Source organism: Limnohabitans sp. Bal53 (assembly GCF_003063355.1).
Classification (GTDB): Bacteria; Pseudomonadota; Gammaproteobacteria; order Burkholderiales; family Burkholderiaceae_C; genus Limnohabitans_A.
The window spans coordinates 713799-738504 of the sequence record NZ_NESH01000001.1 but is presented as its reverse complement, the minus strand read 5'-3'; the positions used below and the strand labels follow the sequence as shown (position 1 = coordinate 738504).

Sequence of the window (24706 nt, the reverse complement as noted above, 5' to 3'; positions counted from 1 at the left end):
ATGGTGAGGGTTTCGATTGGCCCCCATCAACCTGTGGTAACTACGCTGTTGTTGGCTCAGTTTTTGGCTTACCCATTCGGCTCGATTATTTTGAAAGTACGCTCTATGCTCAACCGTCGCCACCTGATTCAAGCCGCCGCCCTGTCGGGCATTCCCATGGGAATGGCATGGGCACAGCCTGCATTTCCATCCAAGCCTTTGCGCATCGTTGTGCCGTTTGGCGCCGGGGGCGTGGCCGACCTGACCGCCCGCGCCGTAGCGCAGCAGCTGTCGATGAACTTGGGCCAACCGGTGGTCATCGACAACCGACCCGGCGCAGGCGGCATTGTGGCGGCCGAGTTGGTGGCCAAGGCCGAGCCCGACGGCCACACCCTGCTGCTCATGTCCAACGGCACAGCCGTGAGTGCGGGCCTGTTCAAGTACTTGCCCTTCAACCCACGCACTGACTTCGCGCCCGTGTCTTTGCTGGGCCTGTTCGACATCGCCATCGTGGTGCCCGAATCCTCGCCCCACAAAACCTTGGCCGAGCTGGTCAGTTTTGGCCGCGCCAACCCGGGTCTGCTCAACATTGGCACGATCAACATCGGCAGCACCCAACACTTGGCAGCCGAGTTGCTGCGCACCCAGGCCAACCTGATCGCGCAAATCATTCCCTACAACGGCACGCCTGCCGTCATCAACGCGTTGCGCGGCGGGCAAGTCGATGTGGTGGTGGAGATTCTGGGACCGGTCAAACCCCAAATCAATGCCAAGGCCGTGCGACTGCTGGGCGTGATGGGTGCCAACCGCCCCAAAGACCTGCCGCAAGTGCCGGTGGTGCGCGAGTTGCCGGGCCTGAGCAACTTCAATGTCTCGTCATGGAACGCCCTTGCAGCCCCAGGCAAAACGCCCCAAGCTGTGGTGGCGCGCCTGAGCGCTGAAGTGGCCAAAGTGCTGGCCGATCCCGCCATGGTGCAGCGCCTGGCCGGCTTCAATGTGCAAGCACAGTCCAGCACATCCTCACAACTGGCGCAATTGCTCGACTCGGACATCAAGCGCTGGACCGAAGTGATTCAAAAAGCGGGCATTCCCCAGCAGTAACAAAAACCCACCGTGTCATCACACAGCAGACGACCCACCACGCGTCGTCTGTCCACCCGGTGCCATGTCAAGGAGAGCGGCTACCGGGTGCCTATTGGAAAATTGAACTGCAGCATCACACCTTCCAGTAATAAAAAATTCAACTGAGCGCTGTAGTTCTTTTTTTGCAGACCAATCGCGGGGATCACGCCGGGGGAGAACCCGTTTTTGTTGTAAGGCACCTTATCCTGATATGGGCTCAGATAACCGTAAATGAGACCGGCAGACCATTTGAAGTACAAATCCTGCACATTGAAAATATCTTTGTAGATTTGTCCAAAGGGATAGATGTAAGTACTGGGCTGGCCAAAGGAGTTGGAGAAAAAAGTTGCCCCGGCTACGCTTTGGTCTGGATAGGCCGCCTCAATGCCCACCAGCCAGACGTATCGGTGATCGCTGCTTTGAGAAAAGTGGTGCGTCAACGGGCCCCACATGAAGCTCAGCTCACGATTTTTTTCAGGCAGCGCCATGGCCACAGCAGGTGCCTCGGTGGATTGCGCCAAACTACAAAAGGGTAAACCCACGCCAGAAAGAGCACACAAAAAAGCCAAGCAGTGCTTGGCCATTTGTGAGCGGCTCAAAAGGGTGGCGAGTCCAGGCATCAATCGAATTTCATTTCAAAAGACGCACCAAAAAAGTTGGCAGCGTTGTTGGGCAACTTCAATCCCAGATTGCTCAGGTGCCTGAAAGCGAAGCCCACACGCCAATCGCGCTCTGGGCTTGAAACCCCAAAACCAAAGTGATCGGTGAATTGAAATTGCGTGGATTTCTCACGTGAACCAATGTTGACGTCGTTGAGGTAAGAGAAACCCACACCCATCTCAAAATCCATGGGGTAAGGCGTGAAGCCAAATGTTTTTTCCCAACGGATCATGGGAATGGCCGCAATGTCAAAAGTCGAGCGTGAATTTTGAGAAGTCGAATCGCCCGCCCAGTGCGTGACGTTGAGCATGGGCGTGTGAGACAGGCGCCAGGTGTCGTATTGCCGGATCAGACAATTGTGGGTGTACAGCCCCACCGTTTTGACAGTCAACTCCTCGTCGACACCGTACTCCACTCGGGCATGGGAGCCCACAGGCTCGCAGCGGGTCACCGGTGCACCCGTTGCCAGGGCATAGGTCCAAGTAAAGACCGAGCCAAAAATGGCGGCTTGTTTGTAGGGGACGTGCCTCTTGGGCTGAGCGTGCGCCATGTTGGCGCCCAACAATAGCCCTGAGGCCAGCAAAATGGACGTCCAAGCTGGGCGCTTGGACGCAGGGATTCGTTTCAACATCTTCAATGACGCCGTCTTTTTCAATTGATCGTTCGGGTGTAAACCACGCCGACCACATCTCGGCCAAGCATGGGGGCAAAACTTGATTTGGAAGGTAGGGAGCGGCTGTCGTTCACGGCAGAGGCCGACTGGTGCGCAAAGTACCAACCCAGCATGATTTGAGAAAAGTAATGCTGGTTGTCATTGAGTCGGGACAACGGCGCTGCGAACGAGGCGGCCAAGGCCGCGTAGCGCACGCCCGGATTGTCCTGATTCATCTGTGCCAAGGTCAAAAATGGCAGCGCGCCGACAAAGGCGTGTCCACTGACGCCATTGTTGTCATCAAACGGCTTCCACTTCGCCCCTTTGGGATCGTTGTCATTGGGGCGTGAGGCCCCGGTCAGCATTTGCGACGCCACCACAGCCGGCCCGCCCACCGCGAGCCCCCGCAAAGTACGGTTGCCCCATTCACCCAGGCCGTGGTCGCCTGGCTGGCTCAGGAAGCTGGCCGCCATCGATAAGGGCAAAATGATTTTCCATTCACCAAAGAGCTTGGCGGTTTTGGACAAATCATCGGTGGCGCTGCTGCGCCAGTGCGCTTGGTATTTCTGAGAAATGCCCTCATCAACGAACTGGGCCGTTGCGGCGCCGGCCCCCATGGCCAAACCGAGTTTGTACAGGTTGTCTTTGGCATAAAAGTGGCTGTAGTCACTGCGAATTTGGGCGGTGCTCACCGCGTTCGAAAAGCCCTGGGCCCAAACTGAGGTGCTGCACAGCGCACTCACCCACAACCCCAGACACGCAGCGGTGTGTCGCTGGCGCAGCTTGGGCAGACATTGAAATCGCATGAAATTCATGGTGGGCATCTTTCGGTAGAAGTGGGCAAGTCGCAAGGTTCAGAACTGGGCACAGCGGCGCGGGACAGACCAGAAGGAGTATTTTTTCACAGATCAGGGTTGCCGAGCGTCGATGCGCGCGCGCCACTGCGGCGGCAACTCCGAGTAAGGCGTGACACGGCCATCGGCCCATTTCACGCTTTGCTGGGTGAAATCAATTTCGTGGCGTTGACCGTCGGGCAAGACAATGGCGGCTTTGGGGTCGTTGTGCAAAGTGATCATGTAAGGCGACACAATGCGCATGCGATCAGCTGGAATGGGGCGGCGCAGGCTGATGCCATCGATGTCCGTGACGTTTTGTTGGCCCATGAGGTCCAGCACTGTGGCCATGATGTCGGCCTGAGACACAGGAGAGCGGGTATTGATGGCCATGTCTTGGCCCTTCGTGGCAGGCGGGAACACCAACAAAGGCACATGGGTCACGGCTTCGCCCAGGTCGCCATGAAACCGGGTTTCGCGGTCGCTCACGTATTGACCGTGGTCTGATGTGTAAATCACCCAGGTGTTGGGGCTGCGCGATCGCACTTGGGCCAACAAGCGGGACAAATAAAGATCGGTGTACCAGACGGTGTTGTCGAAGGCATTGACACTGTTGGGCCCAGTTTCGGGCAGAAACTGCTTGAAGGCGGCGGGCACCTGGGCATCAAAAGGCGGGTGGCTGCCACTCATCTGCGTGACCAGAAACACAGGTTGTGCCGATGCGCGGGCGCTGCGCTCCCAATACGGCAAAACACCTCTGTCCAGAACACGCAAATCGTCTGCATCCACCGACACGTTGACCGAGGATGAGAAATCAATGCCCTGTTGGAAATGTCCCAAATCCTTGTCCACAAACAAGCGGTCAATGTTGCGCCATTGAAAGTCCTGGGCCGTGATCAGGGCTGTTTGATAACCCGCGCTGCGCGCGTAATTGAAAATGCTGGGCGTTTTGTAAATAAGGCCCCGCGGGTCAATGCCCTGCAGGCCATGCAGCATGTAGGGCACCGACGTCATGGTGCGGGTGCCAATGGAGAGCACATTGTCAAAAACGATGAGCTTCCCTTCTCTTTGCATGCGCGACAGCTGCGGCGTGGTGTCACGGGCGTAGCCGTAAATCCCCATGTGCTTGGGCTTCAAGCTTTCCCCAATCACCCAGATGATGTTCGGCGCATCGGGCGCTGCGGCCCGTTGGGGCAGAGCCGGGCGGTCAATGACGGCATCGCTGTTTTTGCCGCTGCCCAGGTCCAGGGCGCGCACCACATTGCCTGCATAGGCCAAGGGTGCCAATTGAAATGCGGGGGCGCTGTACCAGTTGACCGTCAGCAGTACAAACAACAGCACCGCCACCAGCCTGGCGAACCACCGCCACCAGCGCGGTGGTCGTTGTTGCCAGCGCATCACCCAAACCAGCACCGCCGAGGCCGCCAGCGCCGCCAGCAGGGGGCGTCAGACTGCACCGTTTTCGGCATACAGGGACAAAGACATCACCGGGTCTGCCGCGAAAAATCGCAAATCAAACACGCCCACGTATTTTTGGTAAATGCCGAAATAAGCCGTTTGCACGTTGTAAACGAGCGCCGTGCCCACCAGCACCAGCACAGAACCGGCGCGGCTGCGCAGCCACAAACCTGCCAACCACTGCAACAAAACGCCCAGCACCGCCAGACTCAAGCCAAAGTTCACCTGAAAACGAATGCCGCCAACGTTGTCCCGCAGTCATTGCACATCGCGCACAAGCAGCAGGTCGATCAGACCCAGAGCCAAAGTGGCCAGACAAATGAGGGCAATGCGGTAGGTCATGGCAGTGTTTGGCGCGGCGCAATTAGACAAAATCCCAGATGGCAGACGGTGATGGGGTGCACGCAGCCCTTGAATCGAGCCTTGGAATATACCCGCTGGCAGGAAGCGGCCTACCCCGACCGGCGTGTTCTAGGCGTTGGTTCAACAAAAAACCCACCGTGTTGCCACGGTGGGTTTTTGAACTTTTAGACCTCTGTTGTCCAGCCTTGTTGGGCCTGAAGGCGTGTGTCGGTTGAATCTGCAACTTTTAAATTTAACCGGGTCTGATTTGTGCCTTGATCACGACCTCTTTCCAGCGTGCTTGTTCGCGGGCTACAAAGGCACCGTATTTGCTGGGCGTTCCGCCACCCGGGATGGCGCTTTCAGCGGCGTTTTGGGCCACCACTTCGGGTGACTTGACCACTTTGGCGCATTCTTGCTGCAGCTTGGTGATGATCTCTGGTGGCGTGCCTGCACGGACGTGAATACCAAACCACTGAACGGTTTCGAAGTCCTTGAAGCCCAACTCCTGCACAGTGGGGACGTCAGGCAAAACCGGGATGCGTTCGGTGGTGTCCACGGCAATGCAGCGCAATGCGCCGCTCTTGATGTGGGGCAGCAGCGCAGGCGTTGCCAGCGCAGGCGTAGTTGAGTTGACCAGGACGGGATTTGACGCAGGCGATCAAGGATTTCATGTCGGTGGCCGGCACGTCTTTGTGCACCACAAACAGGCTGGGCACGCGCGACAGCAGGGTCACGGGCACAAAGTCCTTGTTCAGGTCGTAGCCGCTGTCGGGGTAGATCAGGGGGGTTGACCGCCATCAGACCGATGTGGCTCATGATGATGGTGTAGCCATCTGCAGGGGCGCGGTGAAGCTCTTATATGGCGGGCACACCACCGCCGCCGCTTTTGTTGTCGATGACAAAGGACATGCCCATCGGCTTGGTCAGCTGAGCCGCAATGCCACGCGCCACAATGCTGGAGGTGTCGCCGGGTGCAAAGGGGATGATCCAGCGGATCGGCTAGTTGGGCCAAGCCGATTGGGCGTGGCCCGAAACAGCCAGTGGCTGCTAAGCTTGCAGCGCCCATCCACTTGAGGTAGCCACGGCGGGGAATGAGGAGGGATTGTGCGTCTTAAATGTCTCCGAACTTTTGTGGTGGAAATCGAACTCGTATCAAAGCAAATAAAACAAACGCTTTGAAAAGAGTTATTTCATATCAAGTTTTCGCATGGCGGCGAAACTGTCGCCATAGTATCGGTGCCACCAGCAGCAACACCGATACCGCCATCAAACTGCCCGACAAAGGCCGTGTGAAGAAGGTGGACCATTCGCCTTGGCTGATGGTCAGCGCCTGTCGCATGGACTGCTCGGCCATGGGCGCCAGGATGAGGCCCACGATCAGTGGTGCAGCCGGGAAGTCAAAGCGTCGCATCAGGTAGCCCAAGAGGCCAAACAGGAACAGCATGCCCACGTTGAACACCGAGTTGCCCGCGCCATACACGCCAGCGGTCGAGATGACGATGATGCCCGCGTACAGCCAGGGTGGTGGGATCTTGAGCAGTTTGACCCAGAGGCTGACCAAAGGCAGGTTCAGGATCAGCAAGATCACGTTGCCAATGTAGAGACTGGCAATCAGGGTCCAGACCAGGCCGCCTTGCTGGCTGAAAAGTTGCGGACCGGTCTGAATGCCGTAGCCCTCAAAGGCCGACAGCATGATGGCGGCAGTGGCCGAGGTGGGAATGCCCAAGGTGAGCAAGGGCATCAACACGCCAGCTGCTGCCGCATTGTTGGCCGCCTCGGGGCCGGCCACGCCTTCGATGGCGCCGTGGCCAAATTCTTCAGGGTGTTTGGAGAGTTTTTTCTCGGTGTAGTAAGACAGCAGCGTGGGCAACTCGGCACCGCCTGCAGGCATGGCCCCAATGGGAAAACCATAAAACGCGCCTCGGAACCAAGCTTTCCATGAGCGGCCCCAGTCTTTTTTGCTCATCCAAAGGCTGCCAGAGAGTTTCATGACCTCGCCGCCTCTGGACTCGCGGCCTTGCCAGGCCAGGTACAAGGCCTCGCCCACCGCAAACAAGCCCACAGCGGCCACGGTCACTTCGATGCCGTCAAGCAATTCGGGGCGGCCAAAAGTAAAACGTGGCTGGCCAGTTTGCAGGTCGATGCCGATCATGCCCAGCAGCAGACCCAGGCCGAGCGCCACCAGGCCGCGCAACATGGAGTTGCCCAGCACGGCAGAAACGGCCACCAGCGACAGCACCATGAGGCTGAAGTATTCAGCCGGACCAAAGGCGAGGGCGGCATCGACCACCAATGGGGCGAAAAAAGTCAGCGCCAAGGTGCCGATGGTGCCGGCCACAAAGCTGCCAATGGCGGCGGTGGCCAGGGCTTGTCCTGCACGGCCGCGACGGGCCATTTTGTTGCCCTCCAAAGCGGTGACCACTGCCGCCGATTCTCCGGGGGTGTTGAGCAAGATGGAGGTGGTGGAGCCGCCATAGGCCGCGCCGTAATAAATGCCCGCAAACATCACGAACATGCTGGTGGCGGGCACATGGTAGGTCAGGGGCAGCAGCAAGGCGATGGTGAGCGCTGGGCCGATGCCAGGCAGCACGCCCACCAGTGTGCCGACAAAGCAGCCGATGAAACCCCACATCAAGGTGGTGGGTTGCAAGGCAATGGCAAAGCCACCCAGAAGGGCGTCAAAAGCTTCCATGAGGTATCCGTTGGGGTTGGGCGTTCAGGGTTGAACGTGCGTGGACGGTTCAAATCCACCAGGGCAGGGCGGGGCCAAGTCCGACGCCCAACAGGCGGGCAAAGACGACCCAGAACACGGCGGCGATCAGGCCGCAAACCAGTGCTGATTTGGCATTCAAAGGCGCATCAAAAGCGCGAGCGATCCCCATGCCGCAGAGGGTGGCGGGCAGCACAAAGCCCAAGGGAATGACCAAGGTCATGAAGGCCACGCCACCGCCCAACAAAAACAACAAGCGGGCGTTGGCACCGGGCAGCGCCTGCTGTCCGTCGTCCTGGCTCATGTCCACCTGGCGGCCGCGCCAGGCGCTGATGCCGTACAGCACCACCACCAGGCTCAGCGCCGCCACGATGGCGGCGGGGGCGAGCACTGGGCCCACGGTCATCTGCATCAGTGATTCAGGAATGACCGTGACTTGCCAGGCAGCCACGCCGCACAGCGCGATCAGCAAAAAAGCCAGTCGCAGGGGACTCATGCCAGACCCAGGTCTTTCATGATGACTTCGGTGGCCTTGATGTTGGCTTCGATCTCGCGCTCAAAGGGGCGCTCTGTCATGAACACATCGGTCCACTTGCGTGTCTCGAGTTCTTTTTTCCAAGCTTCGGAAGCGTTCACTTTTGTGATGAAGTCGATCAATTTGTCGCGCTGAGCTTGGCTGATGCCTGGAGCGGCGAACACACCGCGCCAGTTGGCGGCGGTCACGTTGACGCCCAACTCGGTCAAGGTGGGCACGTTCACGCCAGGGATGCGGCGGTTGCCCGACACGGCCAAGGCGATCATGCGGCCGGCCTTGATCTGCTCTTCAAATTCGGAATAACCCGAGATGCCGGCCGTCACCTGGCCACCCAAAATGGCCGCGTTGGCGGGGCCGCCGCCAGCAAAGGCGACATAAGCGGCTTCGCGTGGGTTGCGGCCCAGGGCCTTGATGATCATGCCCAGCAAGATGTGGTCGGTGCCGCCTGCGCTGCCACCGGCCACCGAGACGGCTTTGGGGTTGGCTTTGATGGCCGCTTCCAGATCTTTCCAAGTCTTGATCTTGCCGTTGGTGGGGATGGCGATCACGCCAGCTTCTTCCGTCAGTCGGGCGATGGGGGTGACGTTGCGCATGGTGATGGGGCTCTTGTTGGCAATGCCAGCACCCACCATGACCGAGCCACCAACCATCAGGCTGTTGCCCTGGCCTTTGCGCTGGTTCACGTAACGGGGCAGGCCGACCATGCCGCCAGCGCCGCCCACGTTTTCAAACTGCATATTGCCCACCAGGCCTGCGGCTTTGGCCGCACGCTCGATGGCGCGTGCCGTGCCGTCCCAGCCGCCACCGGGGGCGGCGGGCACAAACATGTTCAACGTGTCGAACAGGGGTTTGCCTTGGGCCCAAGTGGGCAAGGCCATGGAGGCACCAGCGGCAGCGCCGAGGGCCAGGAAGTCGCGTTTGGAAATGGACATGCAGGTCTCCTGTGTGAAAATGAAAAACACACTGCCGGGCGCAGTCACAAGGCAGTTGTGCTCATTTTGGGCCGTGCACACGCGCCAACCTGTCAATCACCTGTCAAAGCTCTTCAGTGAATACCCTAGCGCCTCGCATCCTGTTGGTAGAAGACACGCCAGACATCGCTTTGTGGCTGGGCACCGCCCTGCGCCAGGGCGGCATGGGGGTTGAATTTGCCACCGACGGCCACGAGGCCGAGCGCTGTTTGCAGCCCGGTCACCCGTTTGATGCAGTTCTGCTCGACCTGCAGTTGCCGGGGCAAGACGGTTTGAGTGTGCTGCAAGCGTTGCGTGCGCGCGGTGATGCGGTGCCGGTGATCATCTTGACGGCACGCGCTAGCGTGCCCGATCGGGTGCTGGGTTTGAACATGGGGGCTGACGACTATTTGCCCAAGCCCTTTGATCTGAGTGAACTCGAAGCGCGTTTGCAGGTGCTGCTGCGGCGTCACGGCCGCGCCAAAACCACAGCCCTGCGTTGGGGGCCGCTGGAAATGCAGGCCGACACAGGCACGGTTTTTTTGCAGGGGCAGGTGCTGGCACTGACGCAACGCGAGGCCGCTGCGCTGCGTGTGCTGCTGGCCTCGCCAGGACGCACCGTGAGCAAAGAGCAGCTGCACGCCGAGGTGTTTGCCGATGAAGCCGCAGGCTTGGACGCGGTGGAGGTGCTGATTTACCGTTTGCGCAAAAAATTTGAAGCCGCATTGCCCGGGGCGGCACCCGAGGTGGCGATCACCACCTTCCGTGGCATGGGCTACATGTTGACCGCCCCCGCGGTGCGTGGCCAAAGCGGCTGAGCGCAACATGTCTTCCGAGCCCATGCTTGACCATGCTGTCGTCGATCACCCCGTGCCCTTCAGCCGTGCTGCTGCGTCATTGCGCAGGCGTTTGCTGGGCTGGATCTTGTTGCCCCTTGCAGCCTTGATTGGTGTGAATGCTTGGGTGGCCTACGGCAACGCGGTGCAAGCGACCAACGAGGCGTATGACCGATCGCTGTATTTGGCGGCCCGCACCCTGGCCGAGGAGATGCGCTGGCAAAACGGCCGCATCGAGCTGGACCTGATGCGGGCCGCTGGCTATCTGTTTGAAAACCACACAGGCTCGCGTCTGTTTTACAAAGTCAGCACGCTCGACGGGCAGCTGCTGGCCGGGGTGTCGGCCTTGCCCGATGCGCCCATGCGCAGCGAATCGGCGGTGCGGTACTTTGCTTTGGTGCAGTTTGACGATGGTCAATACTTGGATTTGCCGGTGCGGCTGGCGCAGCTGACGCATGTGGTGGACGGCGCGGCGCTGCAGGACCCGATCGTGCGCATCACAGTGGCCGAAACCCTGGAAGCACGTCAGCAATTGATTCAGCGAATTTTGTGGGACACCTTGGGCAGCCAGGGCTTGCTGCTTTTGGCCGCTGCGCTCTTGGTGGTGTGGGGCGTGCAGCGCGGCATCCGGCCGCTGGAGGCCTTTCGCCAAAGACTCGCGGACAAAGCCGACGACGATTTTTCACCCATCCACCCGCCAGATTTGCCGCGCGAGTTGCGTCCCTTGATTGAGACGCTCAACAGTTACCTGGACCGTTTGGGCCGCTTGATCGACATTCGCAAACGCTTTTTGGACAACGCCGCGCACCAGCTGCGCACGCCCCTCACGGCCCTGAAAACCCAGCTCACTTTGGCCCAGCGCAATACCGAACCCGCACAAGCCTTGGCATTGCTGCAAGCGGCCCGCCAGACCACCGAGGACGCGGTGCGCCTGACTGAGCAGATGCTGGCCATGACACGGGTGGAGCATGCCCGCGAAATGCACAGCCCGCACACGGTAGACCTGGTGGCGCTGGCGCGGCACGTGACGCAAGAGCACCTGATGCGAGCCCACCAACGCGGCGACGACTTGGGCTTGGAGGCCCAGGTGGACCAGGCCCAAGTGCAGGGCGTGGACTTGCTGCTGCATGAGGCCTTGAGCAACTTGATTGACAACGCCATGCACCACTGCCAGCCGGGTGCGCACATCACCGTGCGTGTAGGCGATACGTGGCTGGAGGTGGAAGACGACGGCCCGGGCATCGCCCCTGACCACCAGGCCCATGTGTTCGAGCGCTTTTACCGCGCCGCACCTTCGAGTGTGAGTGGCAGCGGTTTGGGCCTGGCCATCGTGAAAGAAATCGCCAGCCAACATGGGGCGGTGGTGGGGGTGACAAGCCCGGTGAACCAAGGGCGGGGGACGCTGATTCGGATGGATTGGCGTCCTAGCTGATGTCGCGTCAAGTTGCCGGCTGGCTCAGGTGTACCGCTTGCTGCTCAGGTTTTTCTTCATGTCGCGCAGCACGGGTTGGAGTTCTTCGCCGATGCGCAGGGCCACCGTGGTGGCCAAGATGTCGATGATGAGTAAGTGCAGCAGGCGCGAGACCATGGGGCTGTATTTGTCGTAACCCTCGGGATGGTCGGCCGTCAGATGAATGTGCCCGGCGCTGGCCAAGGGAGAGCCGCTGGCGGTGATGACGATGGTGGTGGCGCCTTGCTTTTTGGCGATGTCGCAGGCGTCCATCAGGTCGCGGGTGCGGCCAGAGTTGGAGATGATGACCGCGCAGTCACCGGGGCGCAGCATGGAGGCGCTCATGACCTGCATGTGGCCGTCGCTGTAGGCAATGGCGTTCACACCCAGTCGGAAAAATTTGTGCTGCGCGTCTTGCGCCACGATGCCGGAGTTGCCCGCACCATAAAACTCGATGCGGCGGTTGGTTTTTTGTGTGGCGGCCAGGGATTGAGCGGCGTGTTCCAAAGCGAATGAGCTGGCGTCGTTGCGGTACTTTAAAAAAGCGGCCACGGTGTTGTCGATGACTTTGACCGCGATGTCGCTGGTTTTGTCGTCCACATCCACGCTGCGGTGGATGAAGGGCACGCCTTCGCTCACGCTGCCGGCCAGCTTGAGCTTGAAGTCAGACAGGCCGTCATAACCCACGCTGCGGCAAAAGCGCACCACGGTGGGTTTGCTCACATGGGCGCGGTCGGCCAATTCGGTCACGGGCAGCTTGGCAAAAGCGCGGGGGTCTGCGAGCACCAGCTTGCCCACGCGTTGCTCGGCCGGGGCCAGGGACGGCAAAGAGGCTTTGATTCGGTCGAGCATGGGGTATCTCCTGAAGTTTTTTGTAGGAGCGGTCTTTGACCGCGATGGCGCTTGCAGTGGTGGGTTCGCGGTCAGAGACCGCTCCTACAAAGGGGTGTGCGTTGGTGGGTTCGCGGTCGGAGACCGTTCCTACAAAGGGGTGTGCGTTGGTGGGTTAGCGGTCGGAGACCGTTCCTACAAAGGTGGTGTGCGGTGGTGGGTTTGCGGTCGCAGACTGTTCCTACAGAGGGGAGGGGTCATATTTCTTCGGACCAGCAAAAGCTGTCACGGGCGATCATGGCGCTTGAGGCGCTGGGCCCCCAGGTGCCTGCGGCGTAAGGGCGTGGGCCGGTGGGGTCGTTTTTCCAGTGTTGCAAGATGGGCTCGACCCAGCGCCAGGCTTCTTCTTGTTCGTCGCTGCGCACGAACAGGTTCAGGCGGCCGTCGAGCACATCGAGCAGCAAGCGCTCGTAAGCACCCACGCGTTGACTGCCAAAACGTTTGTCAAAGTCCAAATCAAGATGCACCGGGCTCAGGGTGGCGCCGCCGCTGCCCTCGCCGCGTTTGCTTTGGCCTTGGGCGAACAGGTGCAACTCCAGCCCGTCTTTGGGCTGCAGGTGGATCACCAATTTGTTGGCGTGGCCCATGGGGCTTTTGAAAATTTCGTGCGGCGTGGGGCGGAAGTTGATCTCAATGTGCGCTTCGCGTGCGGCCATGCGTTTGCCGGTGCGGATGTAAAAGGGCACACCTGCCCAGCGCCAGTTGGCGATCTCGGTGCGCAGCGCCACAAAGGTTTCGGTGCTGCTGCTGGGGCTCACGCCTTGTTCTTCGCGGTAGCCGGGCACCGCCTGGCCAAACACATTGCCTGCGCAGTATTGGCCGCGAATGACGTGTTGGCTCAGGGTTTCCGGGGTCCAGCGCTTGAGGGCTCGCAGCACCTTGAGCTTTTCGTCGCGGATCGCGTCGGCGTGGGCGTTGATGGGTGGCTCCATGGCGATGGCGCACAGCAGTTGCAGGGCGTGGTTTTGCACCATGTCGCGCAGGGCGCCGGTGGTTTCATAAAAGCCGCCGCGCTTTTCCACGCCCAACTCTTCGGACATGGTGATCTGGATGTTGGCGATGTGCTCGCGCCGCCACAGGGGCTCAAACAAGGCGTTGCCAAAACGCATGGCAAACAGGTTTTGAACCGCAGGCTTGCCCAAGTAGTGGTCAATGCGAAAAATCTGCTGCTCTTTGAAGACCCTGCCCACGGCTTCGTTGATGCTGCGGTTGGAGGCCAAGTCGTGGCCCAGCGGTTTTTCGAGCACGATGCGGGTTCTGGGGGTGTTCAGACCGTTCGCTGCGAGCTGCTCGCACACGGTGGTGAACAGGCTGGGCGCGGTGGACAAGTACATGACCACGCTGTCGGTTTCGCGCTCGGCAAGGCGGGCCGACAGGGCGGCATAGGATTCGGGTTTGGACAGGTCCATGCGCACGTAGCACAGCATGGCCGCAAAGTGGGCAAATTCTTCGGGATTGGGACGCTTGTCACCTTCGACCTGTTCAAACCGCGACTGGATTTGTTGGCGGTATTGCACGTCTGTCAGATCGTCACGTCCCACACCGATGATGCGACCGCCTTCGGGTAAGGTGTCGTGTCTGTAAGCCTGAAACAGGGCAGGCATGAGTTTGCGCCAGACCAGATCGCCCGTGCCGCCGAAGAAAACCAGATCAAAAGCCATGTTGTTCTTGAGTTACATGAAAAATTGATTTGTAATGTAACTTTGTTTCACTGATAATTCAAGCCTCTTTTGAAAAACCCCATGAACCAACTCGACGCCCTCAAACAATTCACCACCGTGGTGGCCGATACCGGTGACTTCAAGCAACTCGCCCAGTTCCAGCCACAGGACGCGACGACCAACCCGTCCTTGATCTTGAAGGCCGTACAAAAGCCCGAATACGCCCCTCTGCTGGCCGAAGCTGTGGCCGCGCACCGGGGGCAGCCGCTGGACGTGGTGATGGACCATTTGTTGGTGCGGTTTGGCTGCGAGATTTTGAAGACCATTCCAGGGCGCGTGTCGACCGAAGTCGATGCCCGTTTGAGTTTTGACACCGCCGCCACGGTGGCGCGGGCACGTCGCATCATGGCACTCTACGAGGCACAAGGCATTCCCCGCGGGCGTGTGTTGATCAAGATCGCCTCGACCTGGGAAGGCATCCAGGCCGCTGCCGAACTGGAGCGCGAGGGTATTCGCTGCAATCTGACGCTGCTGTTCGCGTTTTGCCAGGCGGTGGCCTGTGGTCAAGCCAAGGTGCAATTGATCTCGCCCTTTGTGGGCCGCATTTACGACTGGTACAAGAAGTCCGCAGGCGCAGCTTGGGACGAAGCGGCCATGTCGGGTGCGAACGACCCCGGTGTGCAGTCGGTGCGGGCGATCTTTAACCACTACAAAAAACACGGCATCCAAACCGAAGTGATGGGCGCTTCATTTCGCAACATCGGCCAGATCACGGCGCTGACGGGGTGCGATTTGCTGACCATTAGCCCCGAGTTGTTGGCCCAGCTGGCTGCGACCGAGGCCCCGCTGGGCCAGGCGCTCAACGCCTCTGCCGCGCAGGCCATGGACTTGCCTGCTGTGCGGTACGACGAAGCCGCTTTCCGCTTGGCCCTGAATGAAGACGCCATGGCCACAGAAAAGCTGGCCGAAGGCATCCGCGCCTTTTGCGCCGATGCGGTCAAGCTTGAAGTGTTGATGCAGTCGGCATGACGACTGAGCAGCTGCACCGTTTGGGACATGGATGGCCGCGCTTCGCTCGCCATGACAGTTGGACAAGCTTGGCCCTCCATGACGGCGAAACAGGCCTGCTGCGCAATGTCGGCGAAACAGCTGTGCTGCGCATGACGGCGAAACGGCTGTGCTGCGCAATGACGGCGAAACAGATATGCGTCGCGGTGACACCCAAACACCCGTCACTGCGAGGAGCGAAGCGACGCGGCAGTCCATGGATCAATTCGTTCCTCACGATGACAAAGGTTAAGAAAGTAGACGATGCGTTGTGACCTGACCCCCGCCTGGAAGAATTTGCAACAGCATGCCCAGGAATTTGCCAGTTTTGATTTGCGCACCGCTTTTGCAGCCGATGTGCAGCGTGTTCAAGCATTGAGTCAGCAGGCGCCCTGTGTGTTCGCTGACCTGTCCAAAAACCACACCGACGCCGCCACCGAAGCCTTGTTGATGGAATTGGCCTGCCAAACCGGCCTGGCCGAGCACCGCGACGCCATGTTCCGGGGTGAGCCCATCAACAACACCGAGGGTCGTGCCGTGATGCATTGGCTGCTGCGTCAGCCAGAGGGCTCGCTGCCCGGCGCACTGGCCGAGCCTTTGCAACAAGTGCACGACACCTTGAAGCCCATGCTCGCCTTTGCCGAGCAGGTGCGAGCCGATGCACAGATCACAGACGTGGTCAATATTGGCATTGGTGGCTCGGACTTGGGCCCGCAAATGGCAGTGCTGGCGCTGCAAGATTTTGTGATCCCGGGCAAGCGCTTTCACTTTGTGTCGAATGTGGACGGCCATGAACTGGCCGCGGTGCTCAGAGGCCTGAAGGCCGAGAGCACGCTGTTCCTCATTGCGTCCAAAACTTTCACCACCATCGAGACCATGACCAATGCCCGATCGGCACTGGCCTGGTTTCAGGCGCAGGGGGGTACCGATGTGTCGCGCCATTTTGCCGCGCTGACCACCCATGTGGCCGCTGCAGCGGAGATGGGCATCACCACCACGTTCGGTTTTTGGGACTGGGTGGGTGGGCGGTACTCCATGTGGTCGGCCATTGGCTTGCCCGTAGCCATCGCCATCGGTGCGCAGGGTTTCAGGGATCTGTTGGCCGGTGCGCATGCCATGGACCAACATTTTCAGAGTGCGCCGCTGCAAGCCAATCTACCGGTCCGACTGGGTCTGCTGGATGTTTGGTACCGAAACTTTTTGAACTACACCAGCCGAAGCATTGCGCCGTACCACAGCGCTTTGCGCCGCGTGCCAGCATATTTGCAGCAGCTCGAGATGGAGAGCAATGGCAAGCGGGTGGACCGCAACGGCCATGCGCTGCCCTATGGCACTTCGCCCGTGCTCTGGGGCGAGCCGGGCACGAACGGACAGCACGCCTATTTCCAGATGTTGCACCAGGGCACGGATGTGGTGCCGATGGAGTTCATCGCCGTGAAAAAGCCCACGCACAGCCTGAAAGACCACCACGAACTGCTGCTGGCCAATGTGATCGCGCAGGCGCAGGCGCTGATGTTGGGCCAAGCCGATGAGGGCGGCCACAAGCACTTTCCCGGCAACCGACCCAGCACCTTTTTGCTGCTCGATGAACTCACACCCACCAGCTTCGGGGCGTTGATTGCCTTGCAGGAGCACCGTGTATTTGTGAGCGGCGCGGTCTGGGGCATCAACAGCTTTGACCAATGGGGCGTGGAGCTGGGCAAGGTGCTGGCCAAAGACATCCATGCGCGCATGGCTTCGGGTGATGTGACCGGGCTGGACCCGTCTACGGCCGCCCTGCTGGCGTCCATGAATTCGATGCGCTGAGGCGTCACAGCCCCATGGCGTCCTTGGTTGGTATTAAATTTAACACTTTGATACGATTAAATTACCAATTTATATACAAATAAGGTATTCCAATTCCATAATTCAAGCCATGGACAAGACCATGGACCTTTATGCCGAGTTGGGGGTTGCACCCGAAGCCGAGCCGGATGTCATTCGGGCGGCTTACCGCGCTTTGGCCAAACGCTACCACCCGGACAGGCAAGAGGGTGCGGGCTGGGCTGCAGCGGCCAAGATGGCCCGGCTCAATGGCGCTTGGGAGGTGCTCGGTCATCCAGAAAGCCGCCGCCGGTATGACCGGCAGCGTTTGCAAGCACCAGCCAAGCCATTGATGCCCTTGGTTCACCGCAGTTCTTGCCAAGACCGCTTGCCCAGTGCCCTGCCATTTTTGACCACTTACGATCAGCGCGGCCGTTTGCACGCTTATGTCTGAATGAAAAAAGCCCCGCAAGGCTTTCACCTTGCGGGGCTTTGTTGTTGGCCGGGTGAGGGCCTGAGCCCTCAGTCCAGACAGCGGGGCAGTTACATGCCCATGCCGCCCATACCACCCATGCCGCCCATGTCAGGCATGCCGCCGCCGCCAGCGCCGGACTCGTCCTTCGGGGCTTCGGAAACCATGCACTCTGTTGTGAGCATCAAAGAGGCCACAGAAGCGGCGTTCTGCAAAGCAGTACGGGTCACTTTTGTAGGATCCAGAATACCCATTTCGATCATGTCGCCGTAGGTGTCGTTGGCGGCGTTGAAGCCGTAGTTGCCCGAACCGGCCAACACAGCATTCACCACCACCGATGGCTCGCCGCCGGCGTTGTACACGATCTCGCGCAAAGGCGCTTCGATGGCTTTCAACACCAGCTTGATGCCGGCGTCTTGGTCAGCGTTGTCGCCTTGGATGACACCAGCCATCTGACGTGCGCGCAGCAGAGCCACGCCACCACCAGCCACGATGCCTTCTTCCACAGCAGCGCGGGTGGCGTGCAGGGCGTCTTCCACGCGGGCTTTCTTTTCTTTCATCTCGACTTCGGTGGCAGCGCCAACCTTGATCACGGCCACACCGCCAGCCAACTTGGCCACGCGCTCTTGCAGCTTTTCGCGGTCGTAGTCGGAAGTGGCTTCTTCGATTTGCACGCGCACTTGTTTGACGCGGGCTTCGATGTCACCAGCAGCGCCAGCGCCGTCGATGATGATGGTGTTTTCCTTGCCCACTTCGATGCGCTTGGCTTGGCCGAGGTCAGCCAAAGTCACTTTTTCGAGGGTCAGGCCGACTTCTTCAGCGATCACTTTGCCGCCGGTCAAGATGGCGATGTCTTCCAACATGGCTTTGCGACGGTCACCAAAGCCAGGAGCCTTGACCGCCACAACCTTCAAGATGCCACGGATGGTGTTGACCACCAAAGTTGCCAAGGCTTCGCCTTCGACTTCTTCGGCAATGATCAACAAAGGACGGCCAGCTTTGGCAACGGCTTCCAGTGTGGGCAGCAGATCGCGGATGTTGCTGATCTTCTTGTCGAACAACAACACGAAAGGGTTGTCCAACAAAGCGGCTTGCTTTTCGGGGTTGTTGATGAAGTAGGGCGACAGGTAGCCGCGGTCGAACTGCATGCCTTCAACGACGTCGAGTTCGTTGTTCAAAGACTTGCCGTCTTCCACAGTGATCACGCCTTCTTTGCCCACTTTGTCCATGGCGTTGGCGATGATTTCGCCGATGCTGGCGTCAGAGTTGGCAGAGATGGAGCCGACTTGGGCGATTTCTTTGCTGGTGGTGGTGGCCTTGGTGGCCTTCTTCAGCTCTTCGATCAAAGCAGTCACTGCTTTGTCGATGCCGCGCTTCAGGTCCATCGGGTTCATGCCAGCGGCCACGTACTTCATGCCTTCGCGCACGATGGCTTGAGCCAGCACGGTGGCAGTCGTTGTGCCGTCGCCAGCGTTGTCAGACGTCTTGGAAGCGACTTCCTTGACCATCTGGGCGCCCATGTTTTGCAGCTTGTCTTTGAGTTCGATTTCCTTGGCCACGGACACACCGTCTTTGGTCACGGTGGGGGCGCCGAACGAACGCTCCAGAACCACGTTGCGACCCTTAGGGCCCAGAGTCACTTTGACCGCGTTGGCCAAAATGTTCACGCCTTCAACCATGCGTGCGCGGGCTTCGCCGCCGAAAATTACGTCTTTTGCTGCCATTTTTAAGCTCCTAAATTCAAATTAATCAGTTGAGGACAGAGCGACTGGGCGCTTCGCGCGTCAGTCGGTCTGTCCCGCAAATCACTCGACCACTGCGAACAGGTCTTCTTCTTTCATGACCAACAGCTCGTCGCCGCCGACCTTGACGGTCTGGCCGCTGTACTTGCCGAACAACACGCGGTCGCCGACTTTGACGCTCAGGGCTTTGGTCTCGCCTTTGTCGTTGGTTTTGCCAGGGCCGACGGCCAGGACTTCACCTTGATCGGGCTTTTCTGCAGCCGAGTCGGGGATCACAATGCCCGAGGCTGTTTTGGTTTCGCTTTCGATACGCTTGACGATCACGCGATCGCCCAAAGGACGCAGTTTCATGGAATCTCCTGGATTTGAAACAAGGGTTGAAAAACAAAAGCACCAAAAGGGTGCTGCTGAAATCTGAGGAGAGGAATGCTGTTAGCACTCAACTCCATCGAGTGCTAATGATAAGGGCAATTCAGGCCGTTTCAAGACCTGATCCCTGAATCACCTCAATGGCGCGCGGCCGGGTCCTCGTGCTCATGACGGTTGCACAGCAAGTAGCCGTAGACCAGGTCGGTGCTGATGTCGCCCTCGAACAGGCTCAGTTGTTGGCTAGAGGTCAGTGGGCTGTCTGCGGGCAGGTGGGTGCTGTTGTAGACCACCAGGTGGGTGTTGTGCAGGCGGGCCGAGTCCAGGTGCAAGGGGGTGGTGTGCAGCCATGGGATGCGCGCGTCGATGAAAAGGGCGCTGACTTCCGCATCCAGGTCCATCAGGTCCAGTGGGTGTGTCATCACGGTGATCTGGGGCCAATGCACCAGCGTGTCCAGGGGCGGTGCCAGGTGCGTGCTGTCGTGCAGGATGCAGATTCGTCCCACTTCGGTGGCGGGGCGCGGGCTGGCTGGGCTCAGGCCTTGCTGGGTGCAATAGTCCTGCAGCGATGTGGACAGGATGCGGCGGTGCCCGCCGTGGGTCACGAAGGCTTTGAACACCCCGTTTTGGACCATGCGCTGCACGGTGCCCACCGACAAGCCCAGCATTTTGGCGGCCTGGCTGGTGCTCACATAGGTTTGGTTATTTTGTGGTGTTTTCATGGTGCAGGGGCCTTGGAGGTCAATTCAATCGGATGGGGGGTTTGTGCCATTTCAATGCTAGGCGGCCCAGGCGAAATTGGGGCTCTGGGTGAACCGGTAAAAGGTGGGTCATAAACCGGTAGTGCCGATCAGCGGCAGCGGCAGGTCCAGGCCGCGGCGTCAAGGTGCGCAGCTTCAAGGCAAAATCACCCCCCTATGCTGCGCTGGTTTCGTTTTTTCTCACGTTGGCCCTTGTGGGCATTGCACGCCCTCGGATGGTTGGGGGGGTGGGCTGCGTGGCTGTTGTCGGGGCGCTATCGCCGCCGTTTTCTAGACAACGCCCGGCAAGCCGGGCTGGGCTGGCGTGCTGTGCTCGGTGCGGTGGGGCAGGCCGGGTGCATGTCGGCCGAGTTGCCGCGTTTGTGGCTGGGCCGCACGCCGCCGCTGGTTTGGGCCGATGACCGGGCTGCAGCGCAGGCCTATGCCCAAGGCCAAGGCGTGTTGTTCCTCACGCCGCACATGGGCTGCTTTGAGATCACAGCCCAGGCGCTGGCGTTGCGCTTTGGGGCGCAACATGGGCAGTTGACGGTTTTGTACCGCCCGGCACGCTTGGCGGCCTTGAATGAGGTGATGGCCTTGGCGCGCAACCGGCCGGGTTTGCAGGCCGTGCCGACCACGCTGGCAGGGGTGCGCCAGATGATCAAGGCCTTGCGAGCGGGGGAGGCCGTGGGTTTGTTGCCCGACCAGGTGCCGCCCGAGGGCATGGGCCAATGGGCCCCTTACTTTGGAAAGCCGGCATACACCATGACACTGGCGGCCCGGCTGGCCTTGCAAACCGGGGCCAAGGTGGTGCTCATTTGGGGTGAACGTTTGTCCTGGGGCCGTGGCTACCGCTTGCACACCCAGCCTCTGGGCCACGATTTGTCTGCCGACCTGGAAACGGCGGTGGTGCAGATCAACCAGGCCATGGAGGCCATGGTGCTGGCTTGTCCGCAACAGTATTTGTGGGGTTATGCCCGCTACAAAGCACCGCGCAAGGACGCCTGATGCACCCAGTGGTTTTGCTCATGCGCTTGTTGGCGCCTTGGCCCTTGGGCGCCTTGCGCGCTTTGGGCTGGGCATTGGGTCATGTGCTGTGGGCCTTGGCCCTGTCTCGGCGGCGCATTGTGCAGGTCAATCTGGCCTTGTGTTTTCCGCAAAAAACGCCCCGCCAGCGCGCTCACTTGGCCCGCAGACACTTTGTGGGTGTGGCGCAGTCGCTGCTTGACCGGTCATGGCTTTGGCACGGCTCGCCGACGCAGCTGCGCAGGCGTTTGCAGCTGCAAGGCGATGTGACGTCCTTGCTCGGGCCCGAGCCCGTGGTGATGTTGGCACCCCACTTTGTGGGGCTGGACGCTGGCGGCAGCGCCCTGACCCAGCTGCATGGCGTGCACATGGCCAGCATTTATGTGCGCCAGCGCAATGCAGCCCTCGACGAGTGGGTGCGCCAAGGGCGCAACCGGTCCGGTCAGGTCAAACTGTATTTCCGCCACCAGGGGGTCAAGCAGATCGTGTCGGGCTTGCGCCAAGGGGACAAGCTGTATTTGTTACCGGACATGGATTTCGGACGCAAGGAGTCGGTATTTGTGCCCTTTTATGGCGTGCAAGCGGCGACGGTGCCATCGCTGTCGCGCTTTGCGCGCTTGGGGCGGGCCCGGGTGATGACGGTGGCCACGCGCATGACCGCGCAGGGCTACTGTTTGGAGCTGGGGCCGCTGTGGGCGGATTTTCCCAGCGATGACGCTGAGGCCGACACCGCCCGCATGAACCGAGAACTGCAGACCCTGATCGACACCATGCCCGAGCAGTACTACTGGGTGCACAAGCGCTTCAAGACCCGGCCCGAGGGCGAACCGGGTTTTTATTGAGTTGGCCGAGGGGCTTGTGGCTGAAGAAAGCCCGCGATTTCGGCGATGACGCGTTCGGGTTGCTCGTGCACCACCCAGTGCGTGGCCCGCTCGATCGGTACCCGTTTCAGATCAGGGATGTGCGCGTCCAAGCCTTCGGTCAGGCAGGGCAGCAAGGCCACATCGTCCTGGGCCCAGAGCACCAGCGTGGGCACATCAATGCGCAGCGCCTCAGGCGGAATCTGCACGGCGCTGGCACCCGGGTCATCGGTGGTCGCCGGGCGCAGGGGTGATGCGCGGTAGTAGTTCAGGCCGCCTTGTAGCCCGTGCTGCCAGACATCGCGGTATTGCGCTCTCACGGCAGGTGTGAGCCAGTGGGCAGAGCTGTCTGTCGTTGGCGCGGTGAGGGATGGCAAAGACGTGTCTTGGCCCGTTAAAAAGCCGAACAGACGCTCAAAATCATTGGCTGCCAACTGCGCCGCCGCTTCGGGTTGGACCAGAAAATTCATGTAGGCGCTGGCCGCTTGCTGCGCCGTGTCGTGTTGCAAGGCCTGCAGGAAGGGGCCGGGGTGGGGCGAGTTGATGATGACCAGTTGGCGCAGGCGATCCGGGTGCTGGTTGGCCAGGCTCCAGGCCACTGCGCCGCCCCAGTCGTGGGCGATCAGGGCGGCCAGGGGTTGGCCGTCCGGGAGGGGGCCGCATTCGCTCTCGATCAGGGCCACGATGTCCTGTACCAGGTGTTTGGCGCGGTAGGCCTTCACGTCATCGGGGGCGCTGGAGCGTTCGTAGCCGCGCAAGTTGGGGGCCACACAGCGGTAGCCGCCGTTTTCGGGTTGGGAGAAATGCAGCAGCAAAGGGTCCCAGACCCAGGCCCCTTCTGGAAAACCGTGTAAAAAAAGCAGCACCGGGCGGCCCGGCTTGCCGCAGGCACGGCAGCTCAGCGTGATGCCGTGGGGCAGCGCTTGCTGCCAGGTCTGGATGTGGGGATTCACGGCGGATCACTCCTTGAGAGGCGGTGGGCCGTGGCTGTGTTCAGCGCAGGCTCACTCGTCCAGGGCTTCGGGTTCGTCTTCGGGTGGCTCGGCGGCTGGGGCTGCTGCCGCAGCGCCGCCAGCAGGGTGGGTCCAGTCCCACAGCAGTTGGGCCACCTCGTCCACACCTTGTTTTTTCAGGGCTGAAAAGAGTTTGACTTCGCCACCGCCGGCCTGCAGTCGCGCAATCGACAAGGCCTTGGCCTGCTCGGCGCGGGTGAGTTTGTCGGCCTTGGTCAAGATGATCAGGAACTTCAGGCCCTCTTCGACGCGGGGGCGGATCACTTCCAGCAGGATGTCATCGAGCTCGGTCAGGCCGTGGCGCGGGTCGCACATCATGACGATGCCGGTCAGGTTGTCGCGGCTGACCAAATAGTTGGCCATGACCTGCTGCCAGCGCAGCTTGTCCATCTTGGCCACGGCAGCGTAGCCGTAGCCGGGCAGATCGGCCAGCACCGCGTCGGTGACGCCTTGCTTGCCCAGCGCAAACAGGTTGATGTGCTGGGTTCGGCCGGGTTTTTTAGAGGCAAAGGCCAGCTGTTTTTTCTGCGTCAAGGTGTTGATGCAGGTGGATTTGCCGGCGTTGGAGCGGCCCACAAAAGCAATTTCGGGGGTGTCCATCGCAGGCAAATGGTGCAGTTGCGCGGCGGTGGTCAAAAAGCGAGCAGTGTGCATCCAGCCCATGGGCGTGACGGCGGCAGGGGAGGCAATGGTTGGCGCTGCGCTGGCCACGGCCGAGCTGGCGCTCGGGGCTTTGGGGGGGCGGGCAGGCACGCGAACGTGGGGGCGGGAGCTCATAAATCAGGGATACCTTGGGTCGTCAGGAAACTGACGCGGACCTCATTGTAGAATCCTTGGGTTTTGCGCCAACTCTTGGAACACGCCATGAAGTCGATTTCCTCTCTCTTGATCACCGTCCTGTCGGCCGCTTTCGTGGCCGGTTCTGCCTTGGCTGCTGGCCCGGCCCCTAAGGCCGCTAAACCCGATTTGGCAAAAGGTGAAGCCATTTTCAGTCAGGCTTGTGTGGCTTGCCACGCGGCAGACGGCAACTCCAGCACGCCAGCCAATCCCAAGTTGGCCCAGCAGCACCCCGAATACCTGCTCAAGCAATTGCAGGAATTCAAATCGGGCAAGCGCGCCAACGCCGTGATGAGCGGCATGGTCGCCGCCTTGAGCGATGACGACATGCGCAACATCGCTTTTTGGTTGGCTTCCAAGCAAGCCAAACCTGGTTTTGCCAAGGAAAAAGACACAGTGGCATGGGGCGAGCGCATCTACCGCGGTGGCATCCCTGACCGTCAAATTGCCGCTTGCGTGAGCTGCCATTCGCCCAACGGTGCAGGCATGCCCTCGCAGTACCCCCGTTTGTCCGGTCAGCACGCTGAATACACAGCCGCTCAGTTGATCATGTTCCGCGAGGGTGTGCGCAAGAACAACCTGCAAATGACACAAGTTGCCGCCAAGATGAACGACCGCGAAATCAAGGCGGTGTCGGATTACATCGCTGGTCTTCGCTGAGTGTCTGGCCGGGCTTGACCCTGCGTGTGTCGGTTTTGCCCTGTGGACTTCAAGGGGT

At 60.2% G+C, this 24706-nt stretch carries 25 protein-coding genes and 1 pseudogene; 10 read left to right on the top strand and 16 right to left on the bottom strand.

The features are described from left to right. Positions 1-105: 105 nt before the first annotated feature. Positions 106-1080, top strand: coding sequence for a tripartite tricarboxylate transporter substrate binding protein (locus B9Z50_RS03520; protein WP_108362241.1), 975 nt, complete (start codon positions 106-108; stop codon positions 1078-1080). Positions 1081-1160: 80 nt separating this feature from the next. Here B9Z50_RS03520 and B9Z50_RS03515 read toward each other — a convergent pair whose 3' ends face one another. The 9 genes and pseudogenes from B9Z50_RS03515 to B9Z50_RS03475 form a co-directional block, all read right to left on the bottom strand. Then, the gene (locus tag B9Z50_RS03515; RefSeq protein WP_158270621.1) at positions 1161-1589 is read right to left on the bottom strand and encodes a hypothetical protein; all 429 of its coding nucleotides are present in this window, start codon (positions 1587-1589) and stop codon (positions 1161-1163) included. Positions 1590-1720: 131 nt separating this feature from the next. After that, positions 1721-2392, bottom strand: coding sequence for an acyloxyacyl hydrolase (locus B9Z50_RS03510; protein WP_108362239.1), 672 nt, complete (start codon positions 2390-2392; stop codon positions 1721-1723). A gap of 20 nt (positions 2393-2412) precedes the next feature. After that, positions 2413-3219 (bottom strand): hypothetical protein, encoded by an 807-nt coding sequence (locus B9Z50_RS03505; protein WP_158270620.1) that lies wholly within the window; start codon positions 3217-3219, stop codon positions 2413-2415. Positions 3220-3321: 102 nt separating this feature from the next. Further along, positions 3322-4644: a phosphoethanolamine transferase gene (locus B9Z50_RS03500; protein WP_108362237.1), complete on the bottom strand. Its 1323-nt coding sequence runs from the start codon at positions 4642-4644 to the stop codon at positions 3322-3324. A gap of 48 nt (positions 4645-4692) precedes the next feature. Then, on the bottom strand, positions 4693-4929 hold the full coding sequence (locus B9Z50_RS03495; RefSeq protein WP_108362236.1) for a hypothetical protein: 237 nt from the start codon (positions 4927-4929) through the stop codon (positions 4693-4695). Positions 4930-5299: 370 nt separating this feature from the next. Further along, positions 5300-5783: pseudogene (locus tag B9Z50_RS17880) on the bottom strand (Bug family tripartite tricarboxylate transporter substrate binding protein). Between the two features lie 461 nt (positions 5784-6244). Continuing rightward, entirely contained in the window at positions 6245-7741 is a 1497-nt protein-coding gene (locus B9Z50_RS03485) for a tripartite tricarboxylate transporter permease (RefSeq protein ID WP_108362235.1), read from the bottom strand. A gap of 49 nt (positions 7742-7790) precedes the next feature. Beyond that, a complete protein-coding gene (locus tag B9Z50_RS03480) occupies positions 7791-8255 on the bottom strand; it encodes a tripartite tricarboxylate transporter TctB family protein (protein ID WP_108362234.1) in 465 nt (154 codons plus the stop codon). Further along, a complete protein-coding gene (locus tag B9Z50_RS03475) occupies positions 8252-9226 on the bottom strand; it encodes a tripartite tricarboxylate transporter substrate binding protein (RefSeq protein WP_108362551.1) in 975 nt (324 codons plus the stop codon). The genes B9Z50_RS03480 and B9Z50_RS03475 overlap by 4 nt, the downstream gene beginning before the upstream one ends. A gap of 116 nt (positions 9227-9342) precedes the next feature. Here B9Z50_RS03475 and B9Z50_RS03470 point away from each other — a divergent pair, with 116 nt between their 5' ends. Both B9Z50_RS03470 and B9Z50_RS03465 read left to right on the top strand, forming a co-directional pair. Next, complete coding sequence (locus B9Z50_RS03470) at positions 9343-10062, top strand: response regulator transcription factor (RefSeq protein ID WP_233249733.1); 720 nt, start codon at positions 9343-9345, stop codon at positions 10060-10062. Between the two features lie 7 nt (positions 10063-10069). Further along, entirely contained in the window at positions 10070-11512 is a 1443-nt protein-coding gene (locus B9Z50_RS03465) for a sensor histidine kinase (protein ID WP_233249732.1), read from the top strand. A gap of 24 nt (positions 11513-11536) precedes the next feature. On the opposite strand, the gene B9Z50_RS03460 is transcribed toward B9Z50_RS03465, so the two are convergent. Both B9Z50_RS03460 and zwf read right to left on the bottom strand, forming a co-directional pair. After that, positions 11537-12382: a MurR/RpiR family transcriptional regulator gene (locus B9Z50_RS03460; RefSeq protein WP_108362233.1), complete on the bottom strand. Its 846-nt coding sequence runs from the start codon at positions 12380-12382 to the stop codon at positions 11537-11539. A gap of 236 nt (positions 12383-12618) precedes the next feature. Next, the gene (gene zwf, locus B9Z50_RS03455) at positions 12619-14082 is read right to left on the bottom strand and encodes a glucose-6-phosphate dehydrogenase (RefSeq protein ID WP_108362232.1); all 1464 of its coding nucleotides are present in this window, start codon (positions 14080-14082) and stop codon (positions 12619-12621) included. A gap of 81 nt (positions 14083-14163) precedes the next feature. On the opposite strand from zwf, the gene tal reads away from it, so the two are divergent. The 4 genes from tal (at position 14164) to B9Z50_RS03440 (ending at position 17386) form a co-directional block, all read left to right on the top strand. Next, on the top strand, positions 14164-15111 hold the full coding sequence (tal, locus tag B9Z50_RS03450; RefSeq protein ID WP_108362231.1) for a transaldolase: 948 nt from the start codon (positions 14164-14166) through the stop codon (positions 15109-15111). Further along, positions 15108-15404, top strand: coding sequence for a hypothetical protein (locus tag B9Z50_RS17395; protein ID WP_146183150.1), 297 nt, complete (start codon positions 15108-15110; stop codon positions 15402-15404). The genes tal and B9Z50_RS17395 overlap by 4 nt, the downstream gene beginning before the upstream one ends. Next, a complete protein-coding gene (pgi, locus tag B9Z50_RS03445; RefSeq protein ID WP_108362230.1) occupies positions 15394-16935 on the top strand; it encodes a glucose-6-phosphate isomerase in 1542 nt (513 codons plus the stop codon). The genes B9Z50_RS17395 and pgi overlap by 11 nt, the downstream gene beginning before the upstream one ends. 109 nt (positions 16936-17044) lie before the next feature. Beyond that, a complete protein-coding gene (locus tag B9Z50_RS03440) occupies positions 17045-17386 on the top strand; it encodes a J domain-containing protein (RefSeq protein ID WP_108362229.1) in 342 nt (113 codons plus the stop codon). Between the two features lie 89 nt (positions 17387-17475). Here the strand turns inward: B9Z50_RS03440 and groL are convergent, their stop codons facing one another. The 3 genes from groL to B9Z50_RS03425 form a co-directional block, all read right to left on the bottom strand. After that, a complete protein-coding gene (gene groL, locus B9Z50_RS03435; RefSeq protein ID WP_108362228.1) occupies positions 17476-19128 on the bottom strand; it encodes a chaperonin GroEL in 1653 nt (550 codons plus the stop codon). Between the two features lie 81 nt (positions 19129-19209). Beyond that, positions 19210-19497, bottom strand: a complete 288-nt coding sequence (groES, locus tag B9Z50_RS03430) for a co-chaperone GroES (protein ID WP_019426307.1) — start codon at positions 19495-19497, stop codon at positions 19210-19212. 155 nt (positions 19498-19652) lie between these two features. Further along, complete coding sequence (locus tag B9Z50_RS03425) at positions 19653-20234, bottom strand: helix-turn-helix domain-containing protein (protein WP_108362227.1); 582 nt, start codon at positions 20232-20234, stop codon at positions 19653-19655. Positions 20235-20429: 195 nt separating this feature from the next. On the opposite strand from B9Z50_RS03425, the gene B9Z50_RS03420 reads away from it, so the two are divergent. Continuing rightward, positions 20430-21260 carry a lysophospholipid acyltransferase family protein gene (locus B9Z50_RS03420; protein ID WP_108362226.1) on the top strand — a complete coding sequence of 277 codons (831 nt, stop codon included), beginning with the start codon at positions 20430-20432 and terminating at the stop codon, positions 21258-21260. Next, on the top strand, positions 21260-22120 hold the full coding sequence (locus B9Z50_RS03415) for a lipid A biosynthesis acyltransferase (protein WP_233249731.1): 861 nt from the start codon (positions 21260-21262) through the stop codon (positions 22118-22120). Before B9Z50_RS03420 ends, B9Z50_RS03415 begins: the two co-directional genes overlap by 1 nt. Here the strand turns inward: B9Z50_RS03415 and B9Z50_RS03410 are convergent. Together B9Z50_RS03410 and yihA are read right to left on the bottom strand one after the other, a co-directional pair. Further along, the gene (locus B9Z50_RS03410; RefSeq protein ID WP_108362225.1) at positions 22114-23091 is read right to left on the bottom strand and encodes an alpha/beta fold hydrolase; all 978 of its coding nucleotides are present in this window, start codon (positions 23089-23091) and stop codon (positions 22114-22116) included. The two genes, B9Z50_RS03415 and B9Z50_RS03410, sit on opposite strands and share 7 nt — an antisense overlap. Positions 23092-23142: 51 nt before the next feature. Further along, positions 23143-23814 carry a ribosome biogenesis GTP-binding protein YihA/YsxC gene (gene yihA, locus B9Z50_RS03405; protein WP_108362548.1) on the bottom strand — a complete coding sequence of 224 codons (672 nt, stop codon included), beginning with the start codon at positions 23812-23814 and terminating at the stop codon, positions 23143-23145. Between the two features lie 201 nt (positions 23815-24015). On the opposite strand from yihA, the gene B9Z50_RS03400 reads away from it, so the two are divergent. Next, a complete protein-coding gene (locus B9Z50_RS03400) occupies positions 24016-24648 on the top strand; it encodes a cytochrome c (RefSeq protein WP_108362224.1) in 633 nt (210 codons plus the stop codon). The last annotated feature ends 58 nt before the right edge of the window (positions 24649-24706 follow it).

What these genes read in the sequence shown, in the direction of transcription:
- B9Z50_RS03520 (WP_108362241.1), top strand. Translation starts at nt 106, where the DNA reads ATGCTCAACCGTCGCCACCTGATTCAAGCCGCCGCCCTGTCGGGCATT.
- B9Z50_RS03515 (WP_158270621.1), bottom strand. Translation starts at nt 1,589, where the DNA reads ATGGCGCTGCCTGAAAAAAATCGTGAGCTGAGCTTCATGTGGGGCCCG.
- B9Z50_RS03510 (WP_108362239.1), bottom strand. Translation starts at nt 2,392, where the DNA reads ATGTTGAAACGAATCCCTGCGTCCAAGCGCCCAGCTTGGACGTCCATT.
- B9Z50_RS03505 (WP_158270620.1), bottom strand. Translation starts at nt 3,219, where the DNA reads ATGCGATTTCAATGTCTGCCCAAGCTGCGCCAGCGACACACCGCTGCG.
- B9Z50_RS03500 (WP_108362237.1), bottom strand. Translation starts at nt 4,644, where the DNA reads ATGCGCTGGCAACAACGACCACCGCGCTGGTGGCGGTGGTTCGCCAGG.
- B9Z50_RS03485 (WP_108362235.1), bottom strand. Translation starts at nt 7,741, where the DNA reads ATGGAAGCTTTTGACGCCCTTCTGGGTGGCTTTGCCATTGCCTTGCAA.
- B9Z50_RS03480 (WP_108362234.1), bottom strand. Translation starts at nt 8,255, where the DNA reads ATGAGTCCCCTGCGACTGGCTTTTTTGCTGATCGCGCTGTGCGGCGTG.
- B9Z50_RS03475 (WP_108362551.1), bottom strand. Translation starts at nt 9,226, where the DNA reads ATGTCCATTTCCAAACGCGACTTCCTGGCCCTCGGCGCTGCCGCTGGT.
- B9Z50_RS03465 (WP_233249732.1), top strand. Translation starts at nt 10,070, where the DNA reads ATGTCTTCCGAGCCCATGCTTGACCATGCTGTCGTCGATCACCCCGTG.
- B9Z50_RS03460 (WP_108362233.1), bottom strand. Translation starts at nt 12,382, where the DNA reads ATGCTCGACCGAATCAAAGCCTCTTTGCCGTCCCTGGCCCCGGCCGAG.
- zwf (WP_108362232.1), bottom strand. Translation starts at nt 14,082, where the DNA reads ATGGCTTTTGATCTGGTTTTCTTCGGCGGCACGGGCGATCTGGTCTGG.
- tal (WP_108362231.1), top strand. Translation starts at nt 14,164, where the DNA reads ATGAACCAACTCGACGCCCTCAAACAATTCACCACCGTGGTGGCCGAT.
- B9Z50_RS17395 (WP_146183150.1), top strand. Translation starts at nt 15,108, where the DNA reads ATGACGACTGAGCAGCTGCACCGTTTGGGACATGGATGGCCGCGCTTC.
- pgi (WP_108362230.1), top strand. Translation starts at nt 15,394, where the DNA reads ATGCGTTGTGACCTGACCCCCGCCTGGAAGAATTTGCAACAGCATGCC.
- B9Z50_RS03440 (WP_108362229.1), top strand. Translation starts at nt 17,045, where the DNA reads ATGGACAAGACCATGGACCTTTATGCCGAGTTGGGGGTTGCACCCGAA.
- groL (WP_108362228.1), bottom strand. Translation starts at nt 19,128, where the DNA reads ATGGCAGCAAAAGACGTAATTTTCGGCGGCGAAGCCCGCGCACGCATG.
- groES (WP_019426307.1), bottom strand. Translation starts at nt 19,497, where the DNA reads ATGAAACTGCGTCCTTTGGGCGATCGCGTGATCGTCAAGCGTATCGAA.
- B9Z50_RS03425 (WP_108362227.1), bottom strand. Translation starts at nt 20,234, where the DNA reads ATGAAAACACCACAAAATAACCAAACCTATGTGAGCACCAGCCAGGCC.
- B9Z50_RS03420 (WP_108362226.1), top strand. Translation starts at nt 20,430, where the DNA reads ATGCTGCGCTGGTTTCGTTTTTTCTCACGTTGGCCCTTGTGGGCATTG.
- B9Z50_RS03415 (WP_233249731.1), top strand. Translation starts at nt 21,260, where the DNA reads ATGCACCCAGTGGTTTTGCTCATGCGCTTGTTGGCGCCTTGGCCCTTG.
- yihA (WP_108362548.1), bottom strand. Translation starts at nt 23,814, where the DNA reads ATGGGCTGGATGCACACTGCTCGCTTTTTGACCACCGCCGCGCAACTG.
- B9Z50_RS03400 (WP_108362224.1), top strand. Translation starts at nt 24,016, where the DNA reads ATGAAGTCGATTTCCTCTCTCTTGATCACCGTCCTGTCGGCCGCTTTC.